Source organism: Campylobacteraceae bacterium (assembly GCA_013215945.1).
Lineage (GTDB): Bacteria > Campylobacterota > Campylobacteria > Campylobacterales > Arcobacteraceae > NORP36.
On sequence record JABSOM010000019.1, the window covers coordinates 1 to 20,929 of the forward strand.

Consider the following 20,929-nt stretch of genomic DNA (forward strand, 5'->3'; position numbering starts at 1 on the left):
TCACATTTGAAGTATCATATTCAGTTTATAAAAATTACATTTATAAACCTTAAGTTGTTAAAGATCATCCAGTCTCTTGTCTGTCACTTTAAAGTGTCACACTTGATTTGGACGGGAATTATAGGAGGTTTTCCCTTCTTTGTCAAGGGGTTTTTCTTAAAGATGGTTTAAATGTTGAAAGTTTTTATTATTTGCTTTTTTTAAGCCTTTTTTATGGTCTTAATTTACTGTTTGCATTTAAATAATATTTCCACACTTTATACACAAGAGAACAATATAATATAAAAAAGGAGTTAAGTATGATGTATTATATGAATAGCAATATGACTATGTTTCATGGTTTTGCAATGTTAATATTCTGGGGAGTAATTATTTTTGTTTTATTTTCTATTTTTAAAAGTAATAATAAGGCAAATGAAGTATCAGCAATAGATATTTTAAAAAACCGCTTAGCACGAGGTGAAATAAAGAAAGAAGAATTTGAAGAATTAAAAAGATCCTGTATATAAGAAGAGTTAGTAACGCTTCTTATATACGTTATAAAAAATACTCATCCCATAAACGAGAAAATTCATTTGAGGATAGTTCATTGTTTTTAAAATCCTTAAAACTCATTTCGCTTTCTATCCAAAAACCAGGATTTTGTTTGTAAGGACTGGCAAAAAGGACTTTTCCATCTAAATCAATTCCCATTTCCCTTTGAATTTTCCCTTCATCATCAAATTCAATGAACCATTCATTTAACAAATAGTACTTTTGCTGATATCTTGGATTCGCATTGGGTACAAAAGAATAAACAAACTGAACAATTTTATCACAAATGCCTTCTCTCTTTTTCCATGAAGTAGCTTCTGTTGTACGAATATATTTCATTAATTTATGCCTTAATTCTTTTTATATAAGCATAATATTAAAATTCATCTTAATAATACTAAAGCTGATCACTTTAATTACTATTTTATGTACTTTTATAAAGAATAAATAATTTCAATTAAATAAAAGGAGAGGCACTTGATTTTTTCCACAGAAGAATGATATAAATTAATTATACAAAATCTATTTTATTCTTTCAATAAATAATTCAAAGTTTACTGTTGTTATAGTAGAATCAAGCACAAAAAAATTAAATTTAAAAGTGAGATTAATATATGTATTTATTTGGTTACGGCTCTTTAATTAATATAACAAGTGCACAAAAGTCTTTTAAAAGAAAACTAAAACAAGAAGATTTGATTCCAGTTTCAATAAAAGGTTATGAAAAAATTTGGAATTCAATTGAATATATTCAATTTGCTGATAAAATAAAAATAAATGGTGTTTTTTTAAACTTAGAAAAAAACAATCTTAAAAAAACAAATGGTATTTTGATAAAAATCACAGATGAGGAATTAAAGACCTTAAAAATAAGAGAAAAAAACTACTCTTGTATACGCATCAAAGCAAATGATGTTGAGGGATACTCCTTAGATGAAGATGTTATTGCATTTATGACAACATCAAAAGATAGAATTGCTACAAATACTAGTAAAAACTGCTTTATTGCCTCCAAGTATATAGATATATTAACAAATTCATTTAATGTATATTCTAATGATTTTGTTTTAGAGTACAAAAAATCTTTAAGCACTTTTCCTTTTCCTTTAAAAACAGGAACGTACAGTTTCTGCGATCCTCTTCAACATAAAATTGCAAGAGAAGGGATTCAATAAAAAATGAAAAAAAGTTCTTGCAACTTACACATATTTTCTTTAGAAACAACGAAAAGAAAGACCTTTGAAGACAGTATTATTTCAAAAAATAAAAATGAAATAAATATTACTTTTTGTGAAAAAGACAATCTTGAAAAATTTGAAAAAGACATAAATATTTTAAAGGGAAGTAGTTTTATATATTTTTTTAAAAAAAGATTTTCTACCTATTTTCTGTCTTTAATTTCTGTTATAGTAATTATGTTTGCTTTACTTTCTTCTGCAATTTATGAAGATTTATTTAAAAAACTTATTTTTGACTTTCCTTTTGTTTGGGACTTAAAAGACAGTATATCTCTTATATTTGTTATTATTTTCTTTTTTGGTTTGTTAATAATGCCTTCCTTATTAGAAGGTGAAAGAAGTGAATTAAAAAATATTTTAGCTTCTTGGTTTAACAAAGATATCAGAAAAAGAGAACGAATAAAATTAGCCATAAGTTTATTTGATAAAAAAGCAAGTGTAAATGTATACAATGTTGATTTACTAAACAAAGAACATTGGGTATGGAGAATACTTATACCTGTATTATTAAACCGATTTATTAGTATTAATTTTTACATTAGAAATGACCAAATTAGTAGTATTAAAGAAAAATTAGAAAAATTAGATATTCTAAGTATTAACATAATTAAAGAGAAAAATACAAACAATGATTCTTGTTCAGAACTATTATTATCCGAACAAGAAACAAAACTTTACTCTCTTATGCAACTTTCTTCCACATCTTTTATTAATAAAAATGAAAAAACATTTATCTCCTTAGAACTGTTTGAATACTGTGGAAGAAATTTTCTTGATGTGCAAAAAAATACAAATGAACATCTTATATCTGGTTTTCAAAGTTTTATTAACCGTAGTTTTGATGATTTTAATTTCATAAACCAAGATAAATCAACGCTATACAGTTTTACAAAAAATGTAAAACTAAAAAATTTAAATGAAGAAAAAAAACGTTTAGCTTATTATCTAAGAAATCACATAGAAGAATGTATTACATACTTTGATAATCCAATCTCTTTGCTCATCTTATATTATTACGTCAAAGATATAGTATTAGATGAAAAAAGAACCTTAGCTATATTAGATAAATTTATTGACTCCATTCTTAAAAAACAAGAATATGAATTTATTGATACGTATTGGTTTAAAATTGCAGGGAAAATGTTTGATGCAAGTACCTTAAATTCTTTTAGCAATAATAACAAGTCTTTGTATAGAAAACTCTCTCTTTCTTCTTTAAATAAACTTTCTTTTCTTTTTGAAAGAAGTGGACATTTTAAACAAGCGCTCTTATTAAATGAATACTTATTTGAAATTAATCCCGATAAATATTCTGTTAATATTTCTTCTTTATATGAAAGAATGGGAGACTTTAATAAAGCCTATGAAAGTTTACCAAAAATATTAAATATTTCTAAAAATGAAAAACCCTCAACAATTGAGGTGAGATTTCATCAAAGAAAAGCCTGGTTAATTGTTAGTCAAAGAAAAGAGGATTTAAAAGAAGAAGGCCTTAATGCTTTAGAAGATTTAAGAGCATTATTATTTACTCATAATAATGATAATGAAGCTCTTTCTTTATGGCACTACTATAACATTTTAGCAAATTACTCAGAATGGAATAAAGAATATAAAGAAGCCATTAATCACTATAAAAAATGTTTAAGTATCCCGACCCTTGGAGCTTTTGAGTATGGAGCAAGTTTTGTAAATATGGCGATTGCATACAGATTACAATATCTTGAAGAGCAATCTAAAGACATTAATCTTATTCATCAAGCTATTGAACTTGGAAGTAAGGGAATAATGCTTAAAGAGTCTGTTGGTGATAAAGATGAAATGCCAGTTGTTTTACATAATCAAGCATTAAATATATTATCTAAAATGATAGTTCATCCAATTAATGAAAAGGAGTGTCTAAAAGTTATTGAATTAACAAATGATGCTCTTTTGATATTAAGAGCTACAAACTCAAATAAAAAACGTGCCATGCTTTTAATTGAAAATATTATTGCAAAATTCTTAATAAATATAGACTATTCTAAAGAGCAAAAAATCTTAAATAAACATCTTTTGAGCATAGATGAAAATGAGTTTACGCAAGTTACTAAGATATACAAAGAATTTTACACAATAAAAAAAATTGATATTATTCCTTTACTAAATGATTCTAAGATAGCGTAAATGCTAGCTTAGATATAAGGACTTATTACTGAGAGATTATGCGCTACACTCTCTTCTTTCTCACCTACAGGTGCTACATAATGGATAGCTTCACCTGCAGCTTCTGTTCCTGCTAATTTAGCAATCACCCAAGTAGCTAAATATTGTGATGACATACAACCACCAGCTGTTGCAATATTACCTTTTGCAACAAAAGCTTGATTTAAAACGTCAACACCAGATTCTATTACCCAAGGTGTTGTTGTTAAATCAGTACAAGCAGGAAGTCCCTCTAATAATCCAAGCACAGATAAAAGTAAGGTTCCTGAACACTGAGCCCCTATTAATTGTTTTTTCGGATTTAGTTTTAATTGTTTTAAAATATTCTCATCTTTTGATATATCTCTGGTATAAATCCCACTACCAAATAAAACGACGTCTGCTGTTTTTTGCAAAAGCAAGACTTTGATGTGCTTTAATTTTAAGGTCGTTCATAGATGTAACGTATTCGCTAGGGGAAGTAATTTGAACATTCCAGCCAATATGCTTCATACGATTTAATATTCCTAGGGCAATAAATGAATCCAATTCATTAAAACCGTCAAATGTTAATATAGCTATATTCATTATTGTCCTTCTTTATATTTTTTGAAAGATCTTTTAAATCTTTAGGATAGCTACCTAAAAATTTATTAAGTCAAAAAACATGTCTTAGTTTTCATGATTGTTGTAAATGCTTATCTAAAATACAAAATGTATATTTGAATAAGTAGTTCTAGTACTACTTGTTCGATACTTTTGCAAGAACTCTTTTAGGTTTAATATAATGTCTATAATATCCTATTATATTACTACATAAAAATAATGATTCCATAAAAACAGCCGCAGGACTGTTTGCAAAATAATTATTCACTATCCAAAACAGTGTTCCTATCATCATAATTAAACGTAAGTGTTCATCTTTTTTACAAAAAGATGCAATGGTATTAATAGAAGCACCTAAATAACTAAAAATACTTAATATTCCAGCATAAGTGAAAAAAGTAACGACAGCACAAGCAATCAAAAAAACAGACATAAGTTTTTTTGAACTGGTAAAAATACTGCTAACAAATCTAAGCGCCGCAACCACAGCTAAAGAAGCAGCTGTATATTGTTCTAATAATAAAAAATGAAGCCCTATAAATATAGAAGCAAAAAAGAAACACATTATAATTTTTCTTCTGTCTTTAAATTGGAAGGACGTGATGTCAAAACAAATGGCAATGCCCACAAATATTTGTGATAATAAAAAATCTGTCATTCTGTTCCCTTAGTTTTAATTTTTTGTTGCTCTTTGTATGCTGGCAGTTATTAACCAGCAATTTTAAGAGAAACTCTACCAATTCTATTTAGTTTTTTTCTTGTTTTATAGTCTTAAATTTTGTGACTTATTCTTTCTCTAAAAATTGATATTTAATGCAACAATTATATGTTTACTAGATTAAAACATGATTAAAACTAAGATAAAGATTGCAAATATTCATAAGCAGTAAGACCATAGACTCTTTTAAAATGTCTGTTTAAGTGAGATAAATCTGAAAAAGCAAATTCGACAACGGTTGCATACAAATCTTTTTTTAGTTCAAGATGTTTTTTGGCATGTATTATCTTGCAGTTTAAAAAAAACTGATAAGGAGTAATTCCTGTATTTATTTTAAACATTCTTATAAATTGGAACTTACTTAAATCTAAAGCTTTTGATATTTCGTCCAAATTAAGAACATAATCCAGTTCATAATACATCATTTCTTTTGCTTTTTTTACAAGATGATTTTCTTTTTTATAATCAATCACAAAATCTTTTGAAGTAAAATTATCCGCTACATTCAATAATAACTCATTGCATAAATTTTCATCCTTTTCAAAAAAAATAGCAGAAGAAAGATTTATAATATCGTGTTTTAATTTTTCATTGTAAACTAAAGAAGAAGAAAATTTAACAATCTCTTTTTTACCTATTGCTTCTAAAAAAAGGGAGGGTTTAATATACAACATCACATAATCCAAGCTTTCTTTACTTTTTCCAGCTTGACCATCATGCAATTGTTCAGGATTAAAAAGCATTACGCCATTTTTATGGGATGTTTGAGACCTACCATCAAGAGAATATTTTTGAATACCATTTAAAGTAACTCCTAATGAGTATTCTTCGTGGGCATGTTTTTTATAAGAGAACGTTTTCATTCTGGCTTTTAGAACTGTTATATCTGTTCTATTTTTATATATAAATTTTTCCATTTTAATTCAATATCCCTGAGATAATTACTGCACATACAAGTAAAAATAATGCCATAATATTATTAACAAGTCTATTATGTTTATCTAAAAAAGATTTTAACACTTTTCCAAATAATATCCAAGAAAAAAAAGACATACAAGCAATAAAAGTAATCAGAAAAATAAAAAAGCTCAAAGATAAAAATGAGTTATAATACGGAAAAATAAAACTTGGAAATACACTTAAGGTAAATATTAAAGACTTAGGATTAATAAACTGCATTAAAAATCCCGTTTTAAAAGTACTTGTATTGTAATTATTTTTTTTAGCATCACTTATTTTAAAAATACTATAAGCAAGATATACCATATATAAGGCCCCCATACCTTGTAAAAAAAATATAATTTTAGGAAGATAAGAAAGAAGAATGACATTAAAAACTACGCAAAGCACTAAAAGCGTGAAAAAACCCACACCAGAACCTAAAGAGAAATTTAATGCTCTTTTTACTCCATAATTATGAACAGTAGAAAGAATCATAATATTCGTAGGACCAGGAGATGCTGTCATCATAAAACAATACAGTACAAAAAAAACTAAATTCATAAACCAACCTTTATTTATGAATTATACTTATTGCATTTTTTATATCATAGTACATTATTGCACAAGATATTTATTCAGATTTTTTTATCGTTGTTTTAAACTAACCACGGCTAATCCAGAAACAATAAAAGTTAAGCCAGCCCCTATATTAAGTCCACTAACGATGTTAGGACGCTTTTTTAAATACGATGAAAGTTTTGAAGAAAAAATTCCCATGAGAGAAAAGACACTTGCTGTTAATAAAGCGAACCATGATCCATAAACAAGCATTTGAATAGTAACAGAACCCAAAGCTGGATTAACAAATTGAGGAAGAAAAGCAAGCACAAACATTCCTGGTTTTGGATTTAAAGCAGCAGATAAAAAACCAGTCATAAAAATATTTTTATAAGATTGTTTGTTTTGTGCTTCAAGATTAATAAGACTACGGGAACGTAAAACTTTAATTCCTAAGAAAATAAGATAAAGTGCACCCATTATTTTAACCACCATAAATGCAAATTCAGATGTTTGTATTAATAAAGTAAGCCCAAAAGTTGCTGTTAAAACATGAAACAATATCCCCATTCCAGAAGAAAAGCCTGACATACAAGCAGCAATTTTACCTTGAGAAAGTCCTCTTCCTATTGCTAATATATTATCAGGACCAGGGGAAAGAACTAAAAGTAAACAAGCAAAAGTATAAGTAAGCCAAATTTCAAGTGGAAACATTTGTTTTCCTTAGAGTATTTTATTTTCTATATATTAGACAAATATTCCTTACATCTGTAATAACATTGCATTTTTAATTAGACAATATTTTTACCATTTTGGATCAAAGGTGACTCTTGCACCATCATTCGTCGTATATTCTTCTAGTGAGTTTTCTTTTGCTTGTACGACTATATATACCATCGTATCATCTGAATCATTACGAATACCTCTTATTCCTTTGGGAGCTACTCGGATTACACTTCCTTCTTTAATATCAAAACATTTTCCATCAACTTGAAAAAAACCATGACCTTTTAAAATGATATATGTTTCTTCATTTTTATTATGAATATGGAAATATGACTGTTCTACTTTAGCCTCTAGGCTATTAAATGATATCTCCGCACCTGTTAATTTACAGGCATCTTTTAAAAATACCTTTCCTTCAATTTTTTGTTTATTAACCGGATGAATTAAAGAATAGTTCATCAAATCATTTAAGTTACCCAAATCAACTGCTGTGTAATTTGTATCTTCTGCAATGTTTTTAATTGTATTCATTTTTTACCTTTAATATTTTAAGTTTTTGACTAAACAGTCAAGTAAGTATAACAGAAATTATATAAATAATATATAATTTAACCTAAGTTACAAAAAGCTATGTTAAAGTAAATAAAAAAATTCGCTTAAAAAGAGTATATATCAATGAGTACTTACGATATTGTTTATTTTAAAGGTAACCCCTCTTCTGGAACACCCTTGCAACATCAACACATTAATAATGAAATTTTAGAAATAATACAACCTTATTCTTATGCAGTATTGGATTCTTTTGATAAAAACCTATCCAATATAGAGCATCCAAAAGCAAGAGTTTATATTGGTTTTTCAAGAGGTTCTAGGTATTTGTCAAAACTTCCATCAAATACTTTACGAATATCTATTGGAGGAATTAGAGGCAATGGAATTCATCTTTTCAAAAATAAAGACGATAAAATAGTAAAAGGGGATATAAGCGAATCATCTTTAAATGCCCACTTTATAATAAAACAAAAAGATAAAATAAACCTAAAAAAATTAATTGAAAATTTTTGTAAGAACTAAAATTCAACCTCATCCTTTTAATTAGGTTCTTTAGAAGAAAGAATCATACTAATATCTGTTCTTTCTTCTTTATTTTTTATTTTTTATTTAGTCTTATCTACCAAGTGTTACTTTATATGAAGTAAATTCAGCTTCCCAATTTAATTCTTTTTTAATTTTCTCATTTGAAACTCTTAAAGAAGGAAGAAATCTATTCCCCCCTGTTTTGCTTTCTCCATTTGAAAAAATATTGTTAATATAATCGTATAATTCTTTATCACTCACACTGTAATCATCAACCACATTATAAATAGTTTTTGAATAACTTGAATTTACGGCTAAAGTACAAGCTTTAGTATAATCTTCTACATTAATTAAAGAATTATATGAAAATTCATTGTCTGATAATAATAACTTATCTTCTTTTGCTAAAGAATACCAAGTATTTTCTGTCCCTGTTCCTTCTCCATAAAAAGCCCCTCCTCTTAAAATGATATATTCCAAACCTGAGTTAATAATGGTTTTTTCCATATTAGCAGCAGATAAAATAAGATCAAAGGGTTGTATAGGAGTATTTTCATCTACAAGTTTGTCTTGTTGATCTCCATATAAAAAGATAATACTTTGTTGTATGATTTTTACTTTATATTTTAAAGCACTTTGAACTAAATTTTTAGTACCTTCATTTCTAATTATATCTGTTTGTTCCCAATTAGGAATTGCTGTTGCTAAATTAATTACGCATTGCACATTTTGCATTGCAGTATCTAAAGAAGAGATATCTAAGATATCTCCCAATACGCTTGAATGAGCAATTTTTGAGTATTTCTCTAAATCTTTTTCATTTCTTACCATTGCACATACATTATGTCCAGCACTTATAAGTTGTGGAATCACCTTTTTTCCTGCTACTCCTGTTGAGCCAATAACTAAAACGTTCATTTAAAATCCTTATGTTGTTTTTACATAAGAATAATAGGAGATTAAAGAAAGAAAAAATTGTATATTTAGGACAAAGTCTTTTTTTCTTTTACATATTGTTTGGGACTTTTTTGCATAAAGGTTTTAAATTCTCTTATAAAATGCGATTGATCAAAATAACCATTGTTGTAACCAACATTTGTCAAGGTATCAAAAGAAACATTTCGTAATTCTTCTCTGCTGTATTTTATTTTTATTATTCGTAGATAAATATTAGCTGATATGCCTAGGTATTTTTTAAATAACCTATCAATTGATCGTCTGCTTATATTAAGAAGAGAAGAAAGTTCTTCTATCTCAATAATACCTTTATCTTCTTCTATCTTCTTAAGCATAAAAACAAAAGACTTAATTTTCGAATCTTCTTTAAACAAAGACAATAAATAGCTGTTAAAGACTTCTTCTATACTCTTATCCTCTTTAGCTAATCTTTTATATAAACTATTCTCTTTTATTAGAATATTGTTTTGATATAAGTTTGAATAATCATTTTTAAAAAAACAAAAAGCACCTGCTGGATTAAATCTAATACCAAGTAAATTACAATTATTTTCTAAAACCACAGAAACAGCATGCTCATGTATTCCTAAGAGTAGTATTTCGCCCATCTCTAAATCATAAGTCTTTTTTTCTGTTTTTATTTTTATCTTATTTCCTAGATTTACAATAAGCCCCATCGCTCCATCAGGAGCAAGAAGATATTCTACTGTTTTTTCCAAAGTACACTTTACCTGCCAATAAGATTGAACATATAATTCTATTTTTTTATCAACGATAAAGAGAGAAAAATTTAAATCTTTAAGTTTATTGTTCATTGTTTTCTTTCATCTATCTCTCTTAGATTGTAATGATTGCAAATAAAGTATCTGCATTTAATTTTATAATTTTATTAGAAGTGACTCTTTCTAAATGAGAAAAATATTCTTTTTTAAAATTTCTATACTCTTTTTTGCTTAAGTTGGAAAGAAAAACTTTAAAACCAGAGCTGTTTATTAAATCCCACCACTGTTCTATACTTAAATTCAATCGTATTTTAACATATTCAATTTCTAAATTTGAAGGATTAATTAAAGATGAGAGTTTTCTTATGTCTTCTTTACTGTTTAGTGATATAGCATCTAGTTTTTCAGGCATTTTAATATTATAATTATTCTCTAACATTTCTAAGAAAGTTTTAGTATAGGGCTGAAATGCATCTTCGGTGAAGCTTGAGAAAATAAATCTTCCACCTTTATTGATTCGAGTACTTATATCACAAAATACTTTTTCCATATTAGGATAAAAGAACAATCCGTAAGCACAAGTAACAAGATCAAACGGACCAGCAGATAGTTCTAAGTTTTCTACATCTTGATGGTACAAATGTATGTTTTTTATATTCTGCTCTTTTATTTTTATCTTAGCAATTTTTAGCATATTTTGTGAAATATCAATACCATGAATAAAAGACTTAGGATATTGTTTCGCTATTTCTATTGCAATATTTGCAGTTCCTGTTGATAAATCTAAAATACTCGCATTGTTTTTCATATCATGTTTTTTTAATATTTGAACAAGTTTTTTTGCAGAGATAAGGAAGTGTTCATTCTTATCATAGTTCTTTGCTACTTCATCGAAGGTAGAACTTATAGATTCTTTAATTTTATTATCTTCACTATTGTTTTGCATTCTAAAATATCCAATTTACAATTATTTTTTTATTCTAGCCGTTACTTCAATTTCTAATTTCATATCATCATCCAATAATCCAGCTATAAACATAGTAGCTGCTGGTTGGGCAATGCCTAAATATTTTTTAAATACTTCCCAACATGGCTCAAAATCTTTTTTATTTGGAAAAATATAATGAACTCTTACAACCTCATCTAAAGAACTACCAGCTAATTCAAGCGCTTCTTGAATATTTAAAAAACATTGTTCAGCTTGTTTTATTACATCACTAGAAATACTCATATTTTTATAATCATACCCAGTAGTTCCAGAAACAAAAACGTAATCTCCATCTACAATTGCACGGGAATAACCAATCTTAGTTTCAAAAGGGGAGCCTGTTGATATTTTTCTTCTATTCAATATATTTCCTTTTATTAATATTTGTAAGTACAATTTACTCCCATTATATATGAAAAAAATAAAAATTTATCTAAAATAACTAAAATTAAGTATGGATATTTTTCAGAGAAATAATTAAAGCGAATAATTATAATTATTATTGTGTATAATATCTTTTCAAACTAGGAAAGGATACATATTGTTATTAGATGAAAGACAAACACTAATATTAGCTATTATCGTTTTATTTCTTGGAAGTTTTATCAATAAAAGAGTTGGTTTTTTAAAAGAATACAATATTCCAGAGCCAGTAACAGGCGGAGTCTTAGCTTCTTTAATTTTTGCAAGTATTTATTTTTTTGCAGATATTACCATCTCTTTTACTTTAGAAACAAGAGATATTTTACTTATTGTATTTTTTACTACTATTGGTTTATCCTCTAAACTCTCAACCTTACTAGAAGGAGGTAAAATACTAGTTATTTTATTAATAATTGCAGTTGTTTATCTCTTTATACAAAACTTTACAGGCATTGCAGTTGCTAGTGCTAGTGGATTAGATCTTAGTATTGGAGTATTAAGTGGTTCTGTGTCTTTAAGTGGAGGGCATGGTACGACAATAGCTTGGGCTCCCATTTTTAAAGATACCTATAATATAAACAATGCAATGGAAATAGGAATCGCTTGTGCTACTTTTGGTTTAGTATTAGGAGGCATTATTGGTGGACCAATTGCTAAATATTTAATAAACAAAAACAATCTTATTCCTAAGTCTTCTAAAAAAGATATGGTAGTAGGAATAAAAGATGAAACACATAAAAAAATATCTGTTGATTCTATGTTAGGTGTATTTCTAATTATAAGTCTAGCAGTTGGTTTTGGTTTACACCTTGATGATTTATTAAAAAGTTACAATATTAAACTTCCTACTTTTGTAACTTGTTTATTTGGAGGAATAATTCTAACAAACACTATTCCTTATATCTTTAAGAAACTAAAGTGGGCAGAAGGCACAACCTCTTTGGCTTTAGTTTCAGACTTATCACTAAACTTATTTTTAGCAATGTCATTAATGTCTTTACAATTATGGACTTTAGTAGATTTAGCCCTGCCTATTTTATTTTTACTTTTAGCACAAGTAATAGTAGTAAGTCTCTTTGTCATTTTTTTAGTTTTCCCTTTATTGGGAAAAGATTACAATGCCGCTGTTATGTCTTCAGGATATGCAGGTCTAGCCCTAGGCGCAACGCCAACAGCAATAGCAAATATGACAGCAGTAACAAAAAAATTCGGACCTGCTCAAAAAGCATTTTTAGTCGTACCTTTAGTAGGGGCTTTTTTTATAGATATTTCAAATGCAATAATAATAAATACTATTTTATCCTGGATATCCTAAGAAAGAATAAGCTGATTTTTACAAAGTTAAATTAAAAAATAAACCTATGCTGGTTTAAATGAACCAGCAGTATTTATAACTATTGTTATTGCTCTATTCTTCTTTTAAATTGATAAATTTTTCACTGCTCATACTTGGAATAAATTCTTGAATATCATACTTTGCCAAATCATTTATCTTAAAAGGGTCTTCATTTATAATTTTTTGAAGTGTTTTTAGATTATTTACTTGTGAAAGTATTATTCCCCCTGTTCGTGGAACTTTTCTTCCTGAGGCAATAAAGTTACCTTTTTTATATTGAATCTTTAAATACTTAACATGCTCTGCTAATAAACTATCTACAAGGTCCAAACTAACGGTATATGTTATTGAGACTATAAACATTTTTTTCCTTATGTTTTAATATAAATTACTAGAGCTAATTATTAAAGGTTTTTCCCATAGTGTTCTACTGTTGGAAAAGGTTCATAATAATGATGCAATAATTCTTTCCATTGTTTGTACTCGGAAGATTCTCTAAACCCAATGGTATGGTCTTCTAATGTTTCCCACTCTACTCTTAATAAATACCTAGAATTATTTTCAAGGCATTTTTGCAAACTATGTGAAATATAACCTTTCATTGAAGATATGATTTTTTGTGCTTCTTTAAATGTATTTTCAAAGCTTTGTTCTTGACCTTTTTTTACATCCAGTATTGCAATTTCTGTTATCATTTATTTTCCTTTTAAATCCACTTTTGTTTTTCATAGCCTACAGTAACTTCACTTTGTGTTTCACCTGTATGTGCAGTTGATTTTGGTTCTATCATCATGAAATGTGTATCAGGTGTAGCACAAGGACAATGTTCTACACCTTTAGGAACCACATACATTTCCCCTTCTTTTAAGACAATATCTTTTTCTCTTAACTGCAAGGTAAGCTCACCTTTAAACACTAAAAATAGTTCATCTTCATTATCGTGTTTATGCCAAACAAGTTCACCACTACCTTTTGCAATTTTAACAAGCTGAGAATTTGATTGCGCAATTATTTTAGGTGTCCACTCTTTCGTAAATAAAGAAAACTTTTCTTGTATATTAATTTTATTATCCATGTATATCCTTTGTTCTACTATATATAAAAAGATACAATTTTGTATAGAACATTATTGATATTTACTCAATTAAAGATTTTTTTTAAATTTATTATGAAAAAAGCACAAAAATAAGTTTATTTCTCTAAGGTTTCTACTCTATTTCTGCCCTTTTTTTTAGCTATAAATAAGGCTTCATCTGCTCTGTTTATTAACGATTCTGAGGTCTCTTCTTTTTTATATAAGGAGACTCCAAAACTTGCTGTTTTAGATCCAATGGTAGGAAAATTATGATTTTGTATTTTTTCTCTTAGCTTGTTTGCTAAAATAATAATCTCATCAAGCGTTTTGATAGAAGATATGATTACAAATTCTTCTCCGCCCCATCGTCCAAGAATATGCCCATCCTCAAGAGCACTTTTAAGTATTTTTGTAAATTCTACTAAAGTCACATCCCCTACAAGATGTCCATAAGTATCGTTTACTTTTTTAAAATAATCAATATCAATAATAATAATACTAAAAGTGCCATTTTCTTTATTGGCTTTTAACATTTCATCTTCAATAGTATTATCTAACTTAATTCTATTATAGGTATTGGTTAGTTTATCTGTAATAGATAATATTTCTAATTCTTTGTTTTTATGTTCTAACTCTTTGGTTCTAACAGTAACCATTTGTTCTAATTCAAGCTGGTATTCATATAGAGAATTAGCCATTTTACTTAAAGAAGAAGATAATAAACTTATTTCTTTTACTGAACTATTGATAGTTATAACTTTATTAAATTCTCTGTTTTTTATCTTATTACTTTCTTTTGCTAATAATAAAATGGGTTTTACTATAATAGATGCAAAAAACCAAAGAATAGGAATGAAAATAAAGAACAAAACAATAAGTATTTTATCCATCTTTGAAAACTTCTCCATATAAGGCGTCATCATTAAATCTAATAAAACGTACGATAATAAGTACTCTTTTTTATTATAACCTTTAATTTCTACAAGGCTATAAATATACTCTTTTCCTTTTATAGTACTAGTATTAATAAAATTTCTTTCAAAGTTATTTATATCAATATTTTTTATTAATTCCATAAATATCAAATCCTCTTTACTTGATTTTGCAATAATATTTTGATCAACATCAAATAAATAAGACTCTAAATGACTATTATTTTTTAAAATATCTGAAAAATTTTCGAGTAAAATATCTATTGCAAATACATTATTATTGTTCATGTTTTTTGAATAAGTGATTCCATTTTCACTAATATTAGAAAAAGTATAGGGACCCACTTTTGTAATAGTATTTGATTCAATGGATTTTTTATACCAAGGCCTTTGATTAACTATATAATCAGTACTTTCATTTTTTGTAAAACTTAGCTTAAAATTTTTGTCATAAAGACTTAGAATTTTTTCTTGATATTTGTTTATTTCGATTAACAGCCATTTATCTTCTTTTTTTGCATTATAAATCTTTTTTAAATCTTTATTACTATCAAGTTTAATGAGTTCGTAAAACCTATTATCATTAAAGCCTATATAAACAGAATATAAATTCCTACTATCATTTAATATATTTGAAAATATTTCTAAATACTTACGCTTATTTGTGAAAAGAGTTTCTGCATTTATGTCTTTTATAAAAGGAATAGTTGATGTAATTAAAGAATTACTCACTGCATTTATTCTCTTAATATTTTCTTCTATTTTATAGGAAGTTATTTCAAACTGCTTTTTCATTGCACTTTTAGCTAAATCTTTAGAAAAACCAACTTGTATATAAAAGGTAACAGCCATAATAATGGTAGCAATCAGTAAAAATAATCCCATGACCGTAATACGAATAGGTATTCTAATCATAATTTTCCTTATTAAAGTATTTATTAGTATAAGTAGTATAATACTGTACTTACATTAACTATTTAAATTATTATATTTATAAATGTAAATTTAAAAATAATTTTGAATAAATAGTAACACCTGAATTAACTTAAAAAGAATAAAAGAAGCGCAGAAATTATAAATTATAAATTATAAATTATAAATTATAAATTATTTAATAGGCCTAGTTTATAAACAAGATAAGTTTTAAATATTTTTATTATAAGATAAAGAACACTAAGAGCCTTAGGATTAATGATGTTAATACTCGTTTATTTTCTTTTAGCCGTTGGAATCTCCTTTATTTGTTCTATTTTAGAAGCAGTGCAACTCTCAATTACTCAAGCTCACATAGAAATTATCAAAAAAACCAATAAAGAACTTGGATTATTAATGTCCAAACAAAAAGAAAACATTAACAGCTCTATTGCTTCCATTCTAAGTTTGAATACTTTTGCTCATACCTTTGGAGCAGCAGGCGTTGGTAGCGAAGCTGCTAAATTATATGGGCAGGAATATATGTTTTATATTTCAGCTGTACTTACTTTAATTATTCTGGTTTTTTCTGAGGTTATTCCAAAAACGATTGGGGCTTATCATTGGAAAAGCTTAAGTCCTATTTGTGCAAGAACAATTAATATCTTAATGTTAATAACCTACCCCTTAGTAAAAGTAATGAATATTATTACCTCAGTAATAAGTAAAAAAGAAAGCGATTCAATTAGTAGAGAAGAAATTGTAATTTCAGCTAATCTTGCCCAAAAAAAAGGTGTAATACGAGACAAAGAAACAGATGTAATCCAAAATGTTTTAAACTTAAATGATATAAGAGTAAAAGACATACATACACCAAGAAGCGTAATGTTTTCAATACAAAAAGATGAGTATTTGGCATCTTTTAAAGATAAAAACAAAAAACTTGATTTTGAAAAAATTAAAGAATATTCACGTATTCCTATATATGAAGAAAACATTGATGACATCGTGGGAATCATCATTTCAAAAGAATATTTTTATGAATATATATTAAACAGCTTAGAAAAAAAAGAAGAATTAATAAAAAAAGTTTATAGAATCAATGAAAATATACCTATATCAAAACTCTTAGATATTTTTCTTTCTCGACATGAACACCTTTTTATTGTAGAAGATAATTATGGCCAAACAGAAGGTATAGTTACCCTAGAAGATGCCATTGAAAGTTTGCTTGGAATTGAAATAGTAGATGAATTGGACAAAGTAGTAGATATGAGAGAAGCAGCTAAATTAAAAATGCAAATATTACGCAATGATTTTCTTAAAAAAAAGTAAATACTTTTTCAAAAAAATCACCTTTTAAGTAAGTCTTTTATTTATTGGATGATTTTCATTTAATTGTAAAAGGTCCCATAAGTTTCCATAAAGATCTTCAAAAACTGCAACGGTTCCATATTCTTCATCTTTAGGTTCTCGTATAAAATGAATGCCATCTTTTTTCATTCTGTTAAAGTCACGCCAAAAATCATCCGTATTTAAAAACAAAAATACTCTTCCACCTGTTTGATTTCCTACAAAATTATTTTGTTCTTCTTTAGAAGCTCTGGCCAAAAGCAAACTTACTCCCTTAGAGTTAGGAGGTGAGACCACAACCCATCGTTTATTTTGCTCTTCTTGATAAATATCTTGAATTAAATCAAACTTTAATTTTTTCACATAAAAATCAATTGCTTCATCATAATCTTTTACCACTAATGCAACATGTACTATTGACTGTTTCATTTTAATCCTTTTATTAGTGTTATACTATTAAAAACTTCTACAAAAATAAAAGAAGAAATTTTTTCCCTCTTTTAATTCTAAAGTACGATAATAAGAACTACTTCTTGAAATTTTTTAGTAGTTTTTTTTCTTCATCCAAAGATAAATAACGCCACGATGAACTCTTGATATCAAGTTTTAAACTACCTATCATAGTTCGTTTTAAATCAAGAACTTTTAAAGGTGTCCCAAATTTTGGGTCTTTCATAGCGCCAAAGAGTCTTCTTATATGGCGATTTTTACCTTCATCAATTTGAACTTTTAGTTTTGTTTTAGCCCCAGCAAAACTTATTTTTTCAAGCTTTGCTTTTAATAGTCCATGAATACTGTCCACTCCATTTTTAGCTTGAAGAAGATGTTCATCAGTAACATGTCCCCTAACCCAAACTTCGTATATTTTAATACAATTACCTGGTTTTGTTAAAAAATTATTTATTTGACCTTCTTTTGTAAATAATAAAAGTCCCTTTGATTCTAAATCAAGACGCCCAATAGGCATCCATCCTTCTTCATAAACCCAAGTGGGCAAGAGTTTATAAACTGTTTTTCGTCCAAGATCGTCAGTTCTTGTCACTAAAAACCCCTTAGGTTTATTAAAAACTAAGAGTTTAGTAGAATCGGCATTATCTTTATTCATTAAGTGTATTCCTTAGATATTTTTACAATAATAAATTATGATTGTAAAAATATTTATAAAAGTATTAGTTTCGTTTTGCATTAACAACAGTATAACTAATTAACGCTATAGCCACCATCTATCCCTGTATATTTATACAATAATTGGGCTTATATAAAATGCAATTTTATGAATTTACACTATAATACAGAAGAAAATATGCTTTGTTTAGCCTATTTTTTAAATTTTAATAAAAAGACTAATTATGAAAAAAAAATTATTTACAATAATCTTTAGCGCTTTAAGTTTTATGCCTTTTTTTGCAAATGCAAATGAAAGTGATTATTTATATTCAACGCTTTGGTTTCAAAAAGCGCAAGAATACAAAGCGAATACTCTCTCTCAATACAAATTAGCAAAACTAATGTTGGATAAAGCCATTCTTGATAAATCATGGAGTGCAGTCACTAGTGTACAAGGCAAAAACTATGAAAATAAAGCTCTAGCTGTTATTCTTGATTTAGATGAAACGGTTATTAACAATTCACCTTTTTCTGCTAAATTAATTGCAGATAATAAATACTATGATGATGAAGCATGGAATAACTGGCAAAAATGGGTTGATGCGGCAATTGCACCTGCAATTCCTGGAGCTTTGGATTTTATTAAATACGCACAGAAACAAAATGTAACTGTATTTTTTGTTTCTAATCGTATTGGAACACAAGAAAAAGCAACCAGAAAAAATCTTCTTTCTTTAGGTATATATTTACCAAAAGACATTGATACGGTTTTACTAAAAAAAGAAAAAAAATCTTGGGGTTCTAAAAAAAGTACCAGAAGAGCTCATATTGCTAAAAACTATAGAATTGCTCTTCTTATTGGAGACAATTTAGGTGATTTTTCTGATGCGTATAAAGGCAGTTTAGAAGACAGAGATAAAATTGCTTTTTCAAAAGAAAACATTGATAAATGGGGTGAAAAATGGATTATCCTACCAAATCCTTTATATGGTTCGTGGGAAACTGCCGCTTATGGTTCTGATTATTCTTTAAGCAGAAAAGATATTCGTAAAAAAATGATAGAAAAATTAGATATCTGGGATGGTAAATAAATAGGAATCCGAAAGGATTTCTTTTATTAGGCTATAACTACTGCCCTCTTCTTAAAATTCATCTTTTATTTTTATCCTTATATTAATTCTTGACAAATATTTTTATCTATGTTACAATTCGATAATTATCAAATTAAGAAAGAGTAAAAATGAATTCCAAAGAACTTGCAAAAATATTCAAAGCTTTATCCAATGAGAACCGATTAGAAATCTACAAAGAAATTGCTAAACAAGAAAATATTGATTATGAAAAAAAGTGTGAATGCTCTATTTCGGAAATATTATCTTGTCTTAAAATTGGAGCGCCTACGATATCTCATCATTTAAAAGAGTTAAGTAATGCAAATTTAATTACAACTAAAAAAAATGGTAAGTTTTTGGTGGCGCAGGTAAATAAAAATACCTTAGCCCAAATTAGAGATTTTATAGATTTATAAACAAAAGGAACAGACATGTCAGATAAATATAAAAACGCTCATAAGGTTTACAAGTCACATATAAAAGAACTTCTCCCAATGTTTATCGATATGATAAAAAATAAATCAAAAAAATCAAAACCTAAAGATAAAAATGAAATTCCTGTTAATTTTTTAAGTAAAAAAGATATTGAGAAAATGCAAGATTACTCTGTAATTAGAATGGGACATTCAACATTACTTTTTAAAATACAAAATAAGTATATATTATGCGACCCAGTATTTTCAACCAGAGCCTCCCCTTTTTCTTTTTTAGGACCTAAAAGATTTCATGATGTTCCTATTTTAATAAAAGACTTGCCTTTTATTGATTCTGTAATAATTTCACATGATCATTATGATCATTTGGATAAACAAAGTATAAAAGCACTAAAAGATAAAGTAGGAACGTTTTATACAAGTTTAGGAGTAGGAAAACATTTAGAAAACTTTGGAGTTAATAAAAATAAAATTGTCGAACTTAATTGGTGGGAAAGTAAAATTGAAGATGGTATTGAATTTGCCTGTACCCCAGCTCAACATTTTTCAGGAAGAACGTTAAGTGATAGAGATAAAACCTTATGGTCTTCATGGTTAATTAAAACACCCAAAGGCAAGTTTTATTTTGGAGCGGATGGAGGATATTCTTCTTCTTTTAAAGAAATATCATCTAAACATGGAAAAATCACTATGGCTTTTTTAGAAGTGGGGGCTTATAATGAAAAATGGAAAGATATTCATATGATGCCTGAAGATGCTATCCAAGCTTTCAAAGATTTAAAAGCAGAAGTTTTATTTCCAATACATAATGGTACCTTTGATTTATCCTTACATTCGTGGTTTGAACCCTTTGATAGAATCTTTTCTTTGGCAAAAGAAAACAGTATCGATATCAGATTTCCAATAATGGGAAAAGAAATTTCATTAATAAATCATACAGAAACATCAACATGGTGGAAAAAAGCTAAATAAGTCCGATATACATTATTATCGAACTT

Annotated in this window: 25 protein-coding genes and 1 pseudogene; 9 read left to right on the top strand and 17 right to left on the bottom strand. The window is 27.2% G+C overall.

Annotation, left to right across the window (positions count from 1 at the left end; translation table 11 throughout):
- Positions 1 to 311: 311 nt before the first annotated feature.
- Positions 312 to 509 carry an SHOCT domain-containing protein gene (locus tag HRT41_15215; GenBank protein NQY25370.1) on the top strand — a complete coding sequence of 66 codons (198 nt, stop codon included), beginning with the start codon at positions 312 to 314 and terminating at the stop codon, positions 507 to 509.
- A 28-nt stretch (positions 510 to 537) separates the two neighbouring features.
- Here HRT41_15215 and HRT41_15220 read toward each other — a convergent pair whose 3' ends face one another.
- The gene (locus tag HRT41_15220) at positions 538 to 873 is read right to left on the bottom strand and encodes a hypothetical protein (GenBank protein ID NQY25371.1); all 336 of its coding nucleotides are present in this window, start codon (positions 871 to 873) and stop codon (positions 538 to 540) included.
- A gap of 275 nt (positions 874 to 1,148) precedes the next feature.
- Here HRT41_15220 and HRT41_15225 point away from each other — a divergent pair, with 275 nt between their 5' ends.
- Both HRT41_15225 and HRT41_15230 read left to right on the top strand, forming a co-directional pair.
- A complete protein-coding gene (locus HRT41_15225; protein NQY25372.1) occupies positions 1,149 to 1,709 on the top strand; it encodes a hypothetical protein in 561 nt (186 codons plus the stop codon).
- A 3-nt stretch (positions 1,710 to 1,712) separates the two neighbouring features.
- The gene (locus HRT41_15230; GenBank protein NQY25373.1) at positions 1,713 to 3,935 is read left to right on the top strand and encodes a hypothetical protein; all 2,223 of its coding nucleotides are present in this window, start codon (positions 1,713 to 1,715) and stop codon (positions 3,933 to 3,935) included.
- An 8-nt stretch (positions 3,936 to 3,943) separates the two neighbouring features.
- Here HRT41_15230 and HRT41_15235 read toward each other — a convergent pair.
- From HRT41_15235 to HRT41_15260, 6 genes and pseudogenes are all read right to left on the bottom strand, one after another.
- Positions 3,944 to 4,541, bottom strand: a pseudogene (locus HRT41_15235) (DJ-1/PfpI family protein).
- Between the two features lie 154 nt (positions 4,542 to 4,695).
- On the bottom strand, positions 4,696 to 5,217 hold the full coding sequence (locus HRT41_15240; protein NQY25374.1) for a YgjV family protein: 522 nt from the start codon (positions 5,215 to 5,217) through the stop codon (positions 4,696 to 4,698).
- 197 nt (positions 5,218 to 5,414) lie between these two features.
- The gene (locus HRT41_15245) at positions 5,415 to 6,194 is read right to left on the bottom strand and encodes an AraC family transcriptional regulator (protein ID NQY25375.1); all 780 of its coding nucleotides are present in this window, start codon (positions 6,192 to 6,194) and stop codon (positions 5,415 to 5,417) included.
- Position 6,195: 1 nt separating this feature from the next.
- Entirely contained in the window at positions 6,196 to 6,780 is a 585-nt protein-coding gene (locus HRT41_15250) for a LysE family translocator (GenBank protein ID NQY25376.1), read from the bottom strand.
- An 84-nt stretch (positions 6,781 to 6,864) separates the two neighbouring features.
- A complete protein-coding gene (locus tag HRT41_15255) occupies positions 6,865 to 7,491 on the bottom strand; it encodes a LysE family translocator (GenBank protein ID NQY25377.1) in 627 nt (208 codons plus the stop codon).
- A gap of 90 nt (positions 7,492 to 7,581) precedes the next feature.
- A complete protein-coding gene (locus HRT41_15260) occupies positions 7,582 to 8,034 on the bottom strand; it encodes a cupin domain-containing protein (GenBank protein NQY25378.1) in 453 nt (150 codons plus the stop codon).
- A gap of 144 nt (positions 8,035 to 8,178) precedes the next feature.
- Between HRT41_15260 and HRT41_15265 the strand changes: the two genes are divergently transcribed.
- Positions 8,179 to 8,577: a hypothetical protein gene (locus tag HRT41_15265; protein ID NQY25379.1), complete on the top strand. Its 399-nt coding sequence runs from the start codon at positions 8,179 to 8,181 to the stop codon at positions 8,575 to 8,577.
- Positions 8,578 to 8,670: 93 nt separating this feature from the next.
- Here the strand turns inward: HRT41_15265 and HRT41_15270 are convergent, their stop codons facing one another.
- From HRT41_15270 to HRT41_15285, 4 genes are all read right to left on the bottom strand, one after another.
- The gene (locus HRT41_15270; GenBank protein ID NQY25380.1) at positions 8,671 to 9,498 is read right to left on the bottom strand and encodes an NAD(P)H-binding protein; all 828 of its coding nucleotides are present in this window, start codon (positions 9,496 to 9,498) and stop codon (positions 8,671 to 8,673) included.
- Between the two features lie 65 nt (positions 9,499 to 9,563).
- Positions 9,564 to 10,352 carry a helix-turn-helix transcriptional regulator gene (locus tag HRT41_15275; protein NQY25381.1) on the bottom strand — a complete coding sequence of 263 codons (789 nt, stop codon included), beginning with the start codon at positions 10,350 to 10,352 and terminating at the stop codon, positions 9,564 to 9,566.
- 22 nt (positions 10,353 to 10,374) lie between these two features.
- Complete coding sequence (locus HRT41_15280) at positions 10,375 to 11,205, bottom strand: class I SAM-dependent methyltransferase (protein ID NQY25382.1); 831 nt, start codon at positions 11,203 to 11,205, stop codon at positions 10,375 to 10,377.
- Between the two features lie 21 nt (positions 11,206 to 11,226).
- Positions 11,227 to 11,610, bottom strand: a complete 384-nt coding sequence (locus tag HRT41_15285; protein ID NQY25383.1) for a RidA family protein — start codon at positions 11,608 to 11,610, stop codon at positions 11,227 to 11,229.
- Between the two features lie 178 nt (positions 11,611 to 11,788).
- On the opposite strand from HRT41_15285, the gene gltS reads away from it, so the two are divergent.
- Positions 11,789 to 12,985: a sodium/glutamate symporter gene (gltS, locus tag HRT41_15290; GenBank protein ID NQY25384.1), complete on the top strand. Its 1,197-nt coding sequence runs from the start codon at positions 11,789 to 11,791 to the stop codon at positions 12,983 to 12,985.
- A 93-nt stretch (positions 12,986 to 13,078) separates the two neighbouring features.
- Here gltS and HRT41_15295 read toward each other — a convergent pair whose 3' ends face one another.
- From HRT41_15295 to HRT41_15310, 4 genes are all read right to left on the bottom strand, one after another.
- Positions 13,079 to 13,369 (bottom strand): GTP cyclohydrolase, encoded by a 291-nt coding sequence (locus HRT41_15295; protein NQY25385.1) that lies wholly within the window; start codon positions 13,367 to 13,369, stop codon positions 13,079 to 13,081.
- A 41-nt stretch (positions 13,370 to 13,410) separates the two neighbouring features.
- On the bottom strand, positions 13,411 to 13,701 hold the full coding sequence (locus HRT41_15300; protein NQY25386.1) for an antibiotic biosynthesis monooxygenase: 291 nt from the start codon (positions 13,699 to 13,701) through the stop codon (positions 13,411 to 13,413).
- 11 nt (positions 13,702 to 13,712) lie between these two features.
- Positions 13,713 to 14,081 (bottom strand): cupin domain-containing protein, encoded by a 369-nt coding sequence (locus HRT41_15305; GenBank protein ID NQY25387.1) that lies wholly within the window; start codon positions 14,079 to 14,081, stop codon positions 13,713 to 13,715.
- Positions 14,082 to 14,197: 116 nt separating this feature from the next.
- Complete coding sequence (locus tag HRT41_15310; GenBank protein ID NQY25388.1) at positions 14,198 to 15,928, bottom strand: diguanylate cyclase; 1,731 nt, start codon at positions 15,926 to 15,928, stop codon at positions 14,198 to 14,200.
- Positions 15,929 to 16,204: 276 nt separating this feature from the next.
- Between HRT41_15310 and HRT41_15315 the strand changes: the two genes are divergently transcribed.
- Positions 16,205 to 17,260, top strand: a complete 1,056-nt coding sequence (locus tag HRT41_15315) for a DUF21 domain-containing protein (protein ID NQY25389.1) — start codon at positions 16,205 to 16,207, stop codon at positions 17,258 to 17,260.
- 24 nt (positions 17,261 to 17,284) lie between these two features.
- Here HRT41_15315 and HRT41_15320 read toward each other — a convergent pair whose 3' ends face one another.
- The gene (locus HRT41_15320) at positions 17,285 to 17,707 is read right to left on the bottom strand and encodes a VOC family protein (protein ID NQY25390.1); all 423 of its coding nucleotides are present in this window, start codon (positions 17,705 to 17,707) and stop codon (positions 17,285 to 17,287) included.
- Between the two features lie 97 nt (positions 17,708 to 17,804).
- Positions 17,805 to 18,383 carry an rRNA pseudouridine synthase gene (locus HRT41_15325; GenBank protein NQY25391.1) on the bottom strand — a complete coding sequence of 193 codons (579 nt, stop codon included), beginning with the start codon at positions 18,381 to 18,383 and terminating at the stop codon, positions 17,805 to 17,807.
- 244 nt (positions 18,384 to 18,627) lie between these two features.
- On the opposite strand from HRT41_15325, the gene HRT41_15330 reads away from it, so the two are divergent.
- The 3 genes from HRT41_15330 to HRT41_15340 all read left to right on the top strand — a co-directional run bounded on the left by HRT41_15330 (position 18,628) and on the right by HRT41_15340 (position 20,903).
- Positions 18,628 to 19,476 (top strand): 5-nucleotide phosphatase, encoded by an 849-nt coding sequence (locus HRT41_15330; protein ID NQY25392.1) that lies wholly within the window; start codon positions 18,628 to 18,630, stop codon positions 19,474 to 19,476.
- 149 nt (positions 19,477 to 19,625) lie between these two features.
- Complete coding sequence (locus HRT41_15335) at positions 19,626 to 19,913, top strand: winged helix-turn-helix transcriptional regulator (GenBank protein NQY25393.1); 288 nt, start codon at positions 19,626 to 19,628, stop codon at positions 19,911 to 19,913.
- A gap of 15 nt (positions 19,914 to 19,928) precedes the next feature.
- The gene (locus tag HRT41_15340) at positions 19,929 to 20,903 is read left to right on the top strand and encodes an MBL fold metallo-hydrolase (protein ID NQY25394.1); all 975 of its coding nucleotides are present in this window, start codon (positions 19,929 to 19,931) and stop codon (positions 20,901 to 20,903) included.
- Positions 20,904 to 20,929 lie beyond the last annotated feature (26 nt).

What these genes read in the sequence shown, in the direction of transcription:
- HRT41_15265 (NQY25379.1), top strand. Translation starts at nt 8,179, where the DNA reads ATGAGTACTTACGATATTGTTTATTTTAAAGGTAACCCCTCTTCTGGA.
- HRT41_15225 (NQY25372.1), top strand. Translation starts at nt 1,149, where the DNA reads ATGTATTTATTTGGTTACGGCTCTTTAATTAATATAACAAGTGCACAA.
- HRT41_15230 (NQY25373.1), top strand. Translation starts at nt 1,713, where the DNA reads ATGAAAAAAAGTTCTTGCAACTTACACATATTTTCTTTAGAAACAACG.
- HRT41_15255 (NQY25377.1), bottom strand. Translation starts at nt 7,491, where the DNA reads ATGTTTCCACTTGAAATTTGGCTTACTTATACTTTTGCTTGTTTACTT.
- HRT41_15325 (NQY25391.1), bottom strand. Translation starts at nt 18,383, where the DNA reads ATGAATAAAGATAATGCCGATTCTACTAAACTCTTAGTTTTTAATAAA.
- HRT41_15245 (NQY25375.1), bottom strand. Translation starts at nt 6,194, where the DNA reads ATGGAAAAATTTATATATAAAAATAGAACAGATATAACAGTTCTAAAA.
- HRT41_15270 (NQY25380.1), bottom strand. Translation starts at nt 9,498, where the DNA reads ATGAACGTTTTAGTTATTGGCTCAACAGGAGTAGCAGGAAAAAAGGTG.
- HRT41_15240 (NQY25374.1), bottom strand. Translation starts at nt 5,217, where the DNA reads ATGACAGATTTTTTATTATCACAAATATTTGTGGGCATTGCCATTTGT.
- HRT41_15320 (NQY25390.1), bottom strand. Translation starts at nt 17,707, where the DNA reads ATGAAACAGTCAATAGTACATGTTGCATTAGTGGTAAAAGATTATGAT.
- HRT41_15275 (NQY25381.1), bottom strand. Translation starts at nt 10,352, where the DNA reads ATGAACAATAAACTTAAAGATTTAAATTTTTCTCTCTTTATCGTTGAT.
- HRT41_15280 (NQY25382.1), bottom strand. Translation starts at nt 11,205, where the DNA reads ATGCAAAACAATAGTGAAGATAATAAAATTAAAGAATCTATAAGTTCT.
- HRT41_15335 (NQY25393.1), top strand. Translation starts at nt 19,626, where the DNA reads ATGAATTCCAAAGAACTTGCAAAAATATTCAAAGCTTTATCCAATGAG.
- HRT41_15260 (NQY25378.1), bottom strand. Translation starts at nt 8,034, where the DNA reads ATGAATACAATTAAAAACATTGCAGAAGATACAAATTACACAGCAGTT.
- HRT41_15305 (NQY25387.1), bottom strand. Translation starts at nt 14,081, where the DNA reads ATGGATAATAAAATTAATATACAAGAAAAGTTTTCTTTATTTACGAAA.
- HRT41_15310 (NQY25388.1), bottom strand. Translation starts at nt 15,928, where the DNA reads ATGATTAGAATACCTATTCGTATTACGGTCATGGGATTATTTTTACTG.
- HRT41_15300 (NQY25386.1), bottom strand. Translation starts at nt 13,701, where the DNA reads ATGATAACAGAAATTGCAATACTGGATGTAAAAAAAGGTCAAGAACAA.
- HRT41_15340 (NQY25394.1), top strand. Translation starts at nt 19,929, where the DNA reads ATGTCAGATAAATATAAAAACGCTCATAAGGTTTACAAGTCACATATA.
- HRT41_15220 (NQY25371.1), bottom strand. Translation starts at nt 873, where the DNA reads ATGAAATATATTCGTACAACAGAAGCTACTTCATGGAAAAAGAGAGAA.
- HRT41_15215 (NQY25370.1), top strand. Translation starts at nt 312, where the DNA reads ATGAATAGCAATATGACTATGTTTCATGGTTTTGCAATGTTAATATTC.
- HRT41_15250 (NQY25376.1), bottom strand. Translation starts at nt 6,780, where the DNA reads ATGAATTTAGTTTTTTTTGTACTGTATTGTTTTATGATGACAGCATCT.
- HRT41_15330 (NQY25392.1), top strand. Translation starts at nt 18,628, where the DNA reads ATGAAAAAAAAATTATTTACAATAATCTTTAGCGCTTTAAGTTTTATG.
- HRT41_15295 (NQY25385.1), bottom strand. Translation starts at nt 13,369, where the DNA reads ATGTTTATAGTCTCAATAACATATACCGTTAGTTTGGACCTTGTAGAT.
- HRT41_15315 (NQY25389.1), top strand. Translation starts at nt 16,205, where the DNA reads ATGATGTTAATACTCGTTTATTTTCTTTTAGCCGTTGGAATCTCCTTT.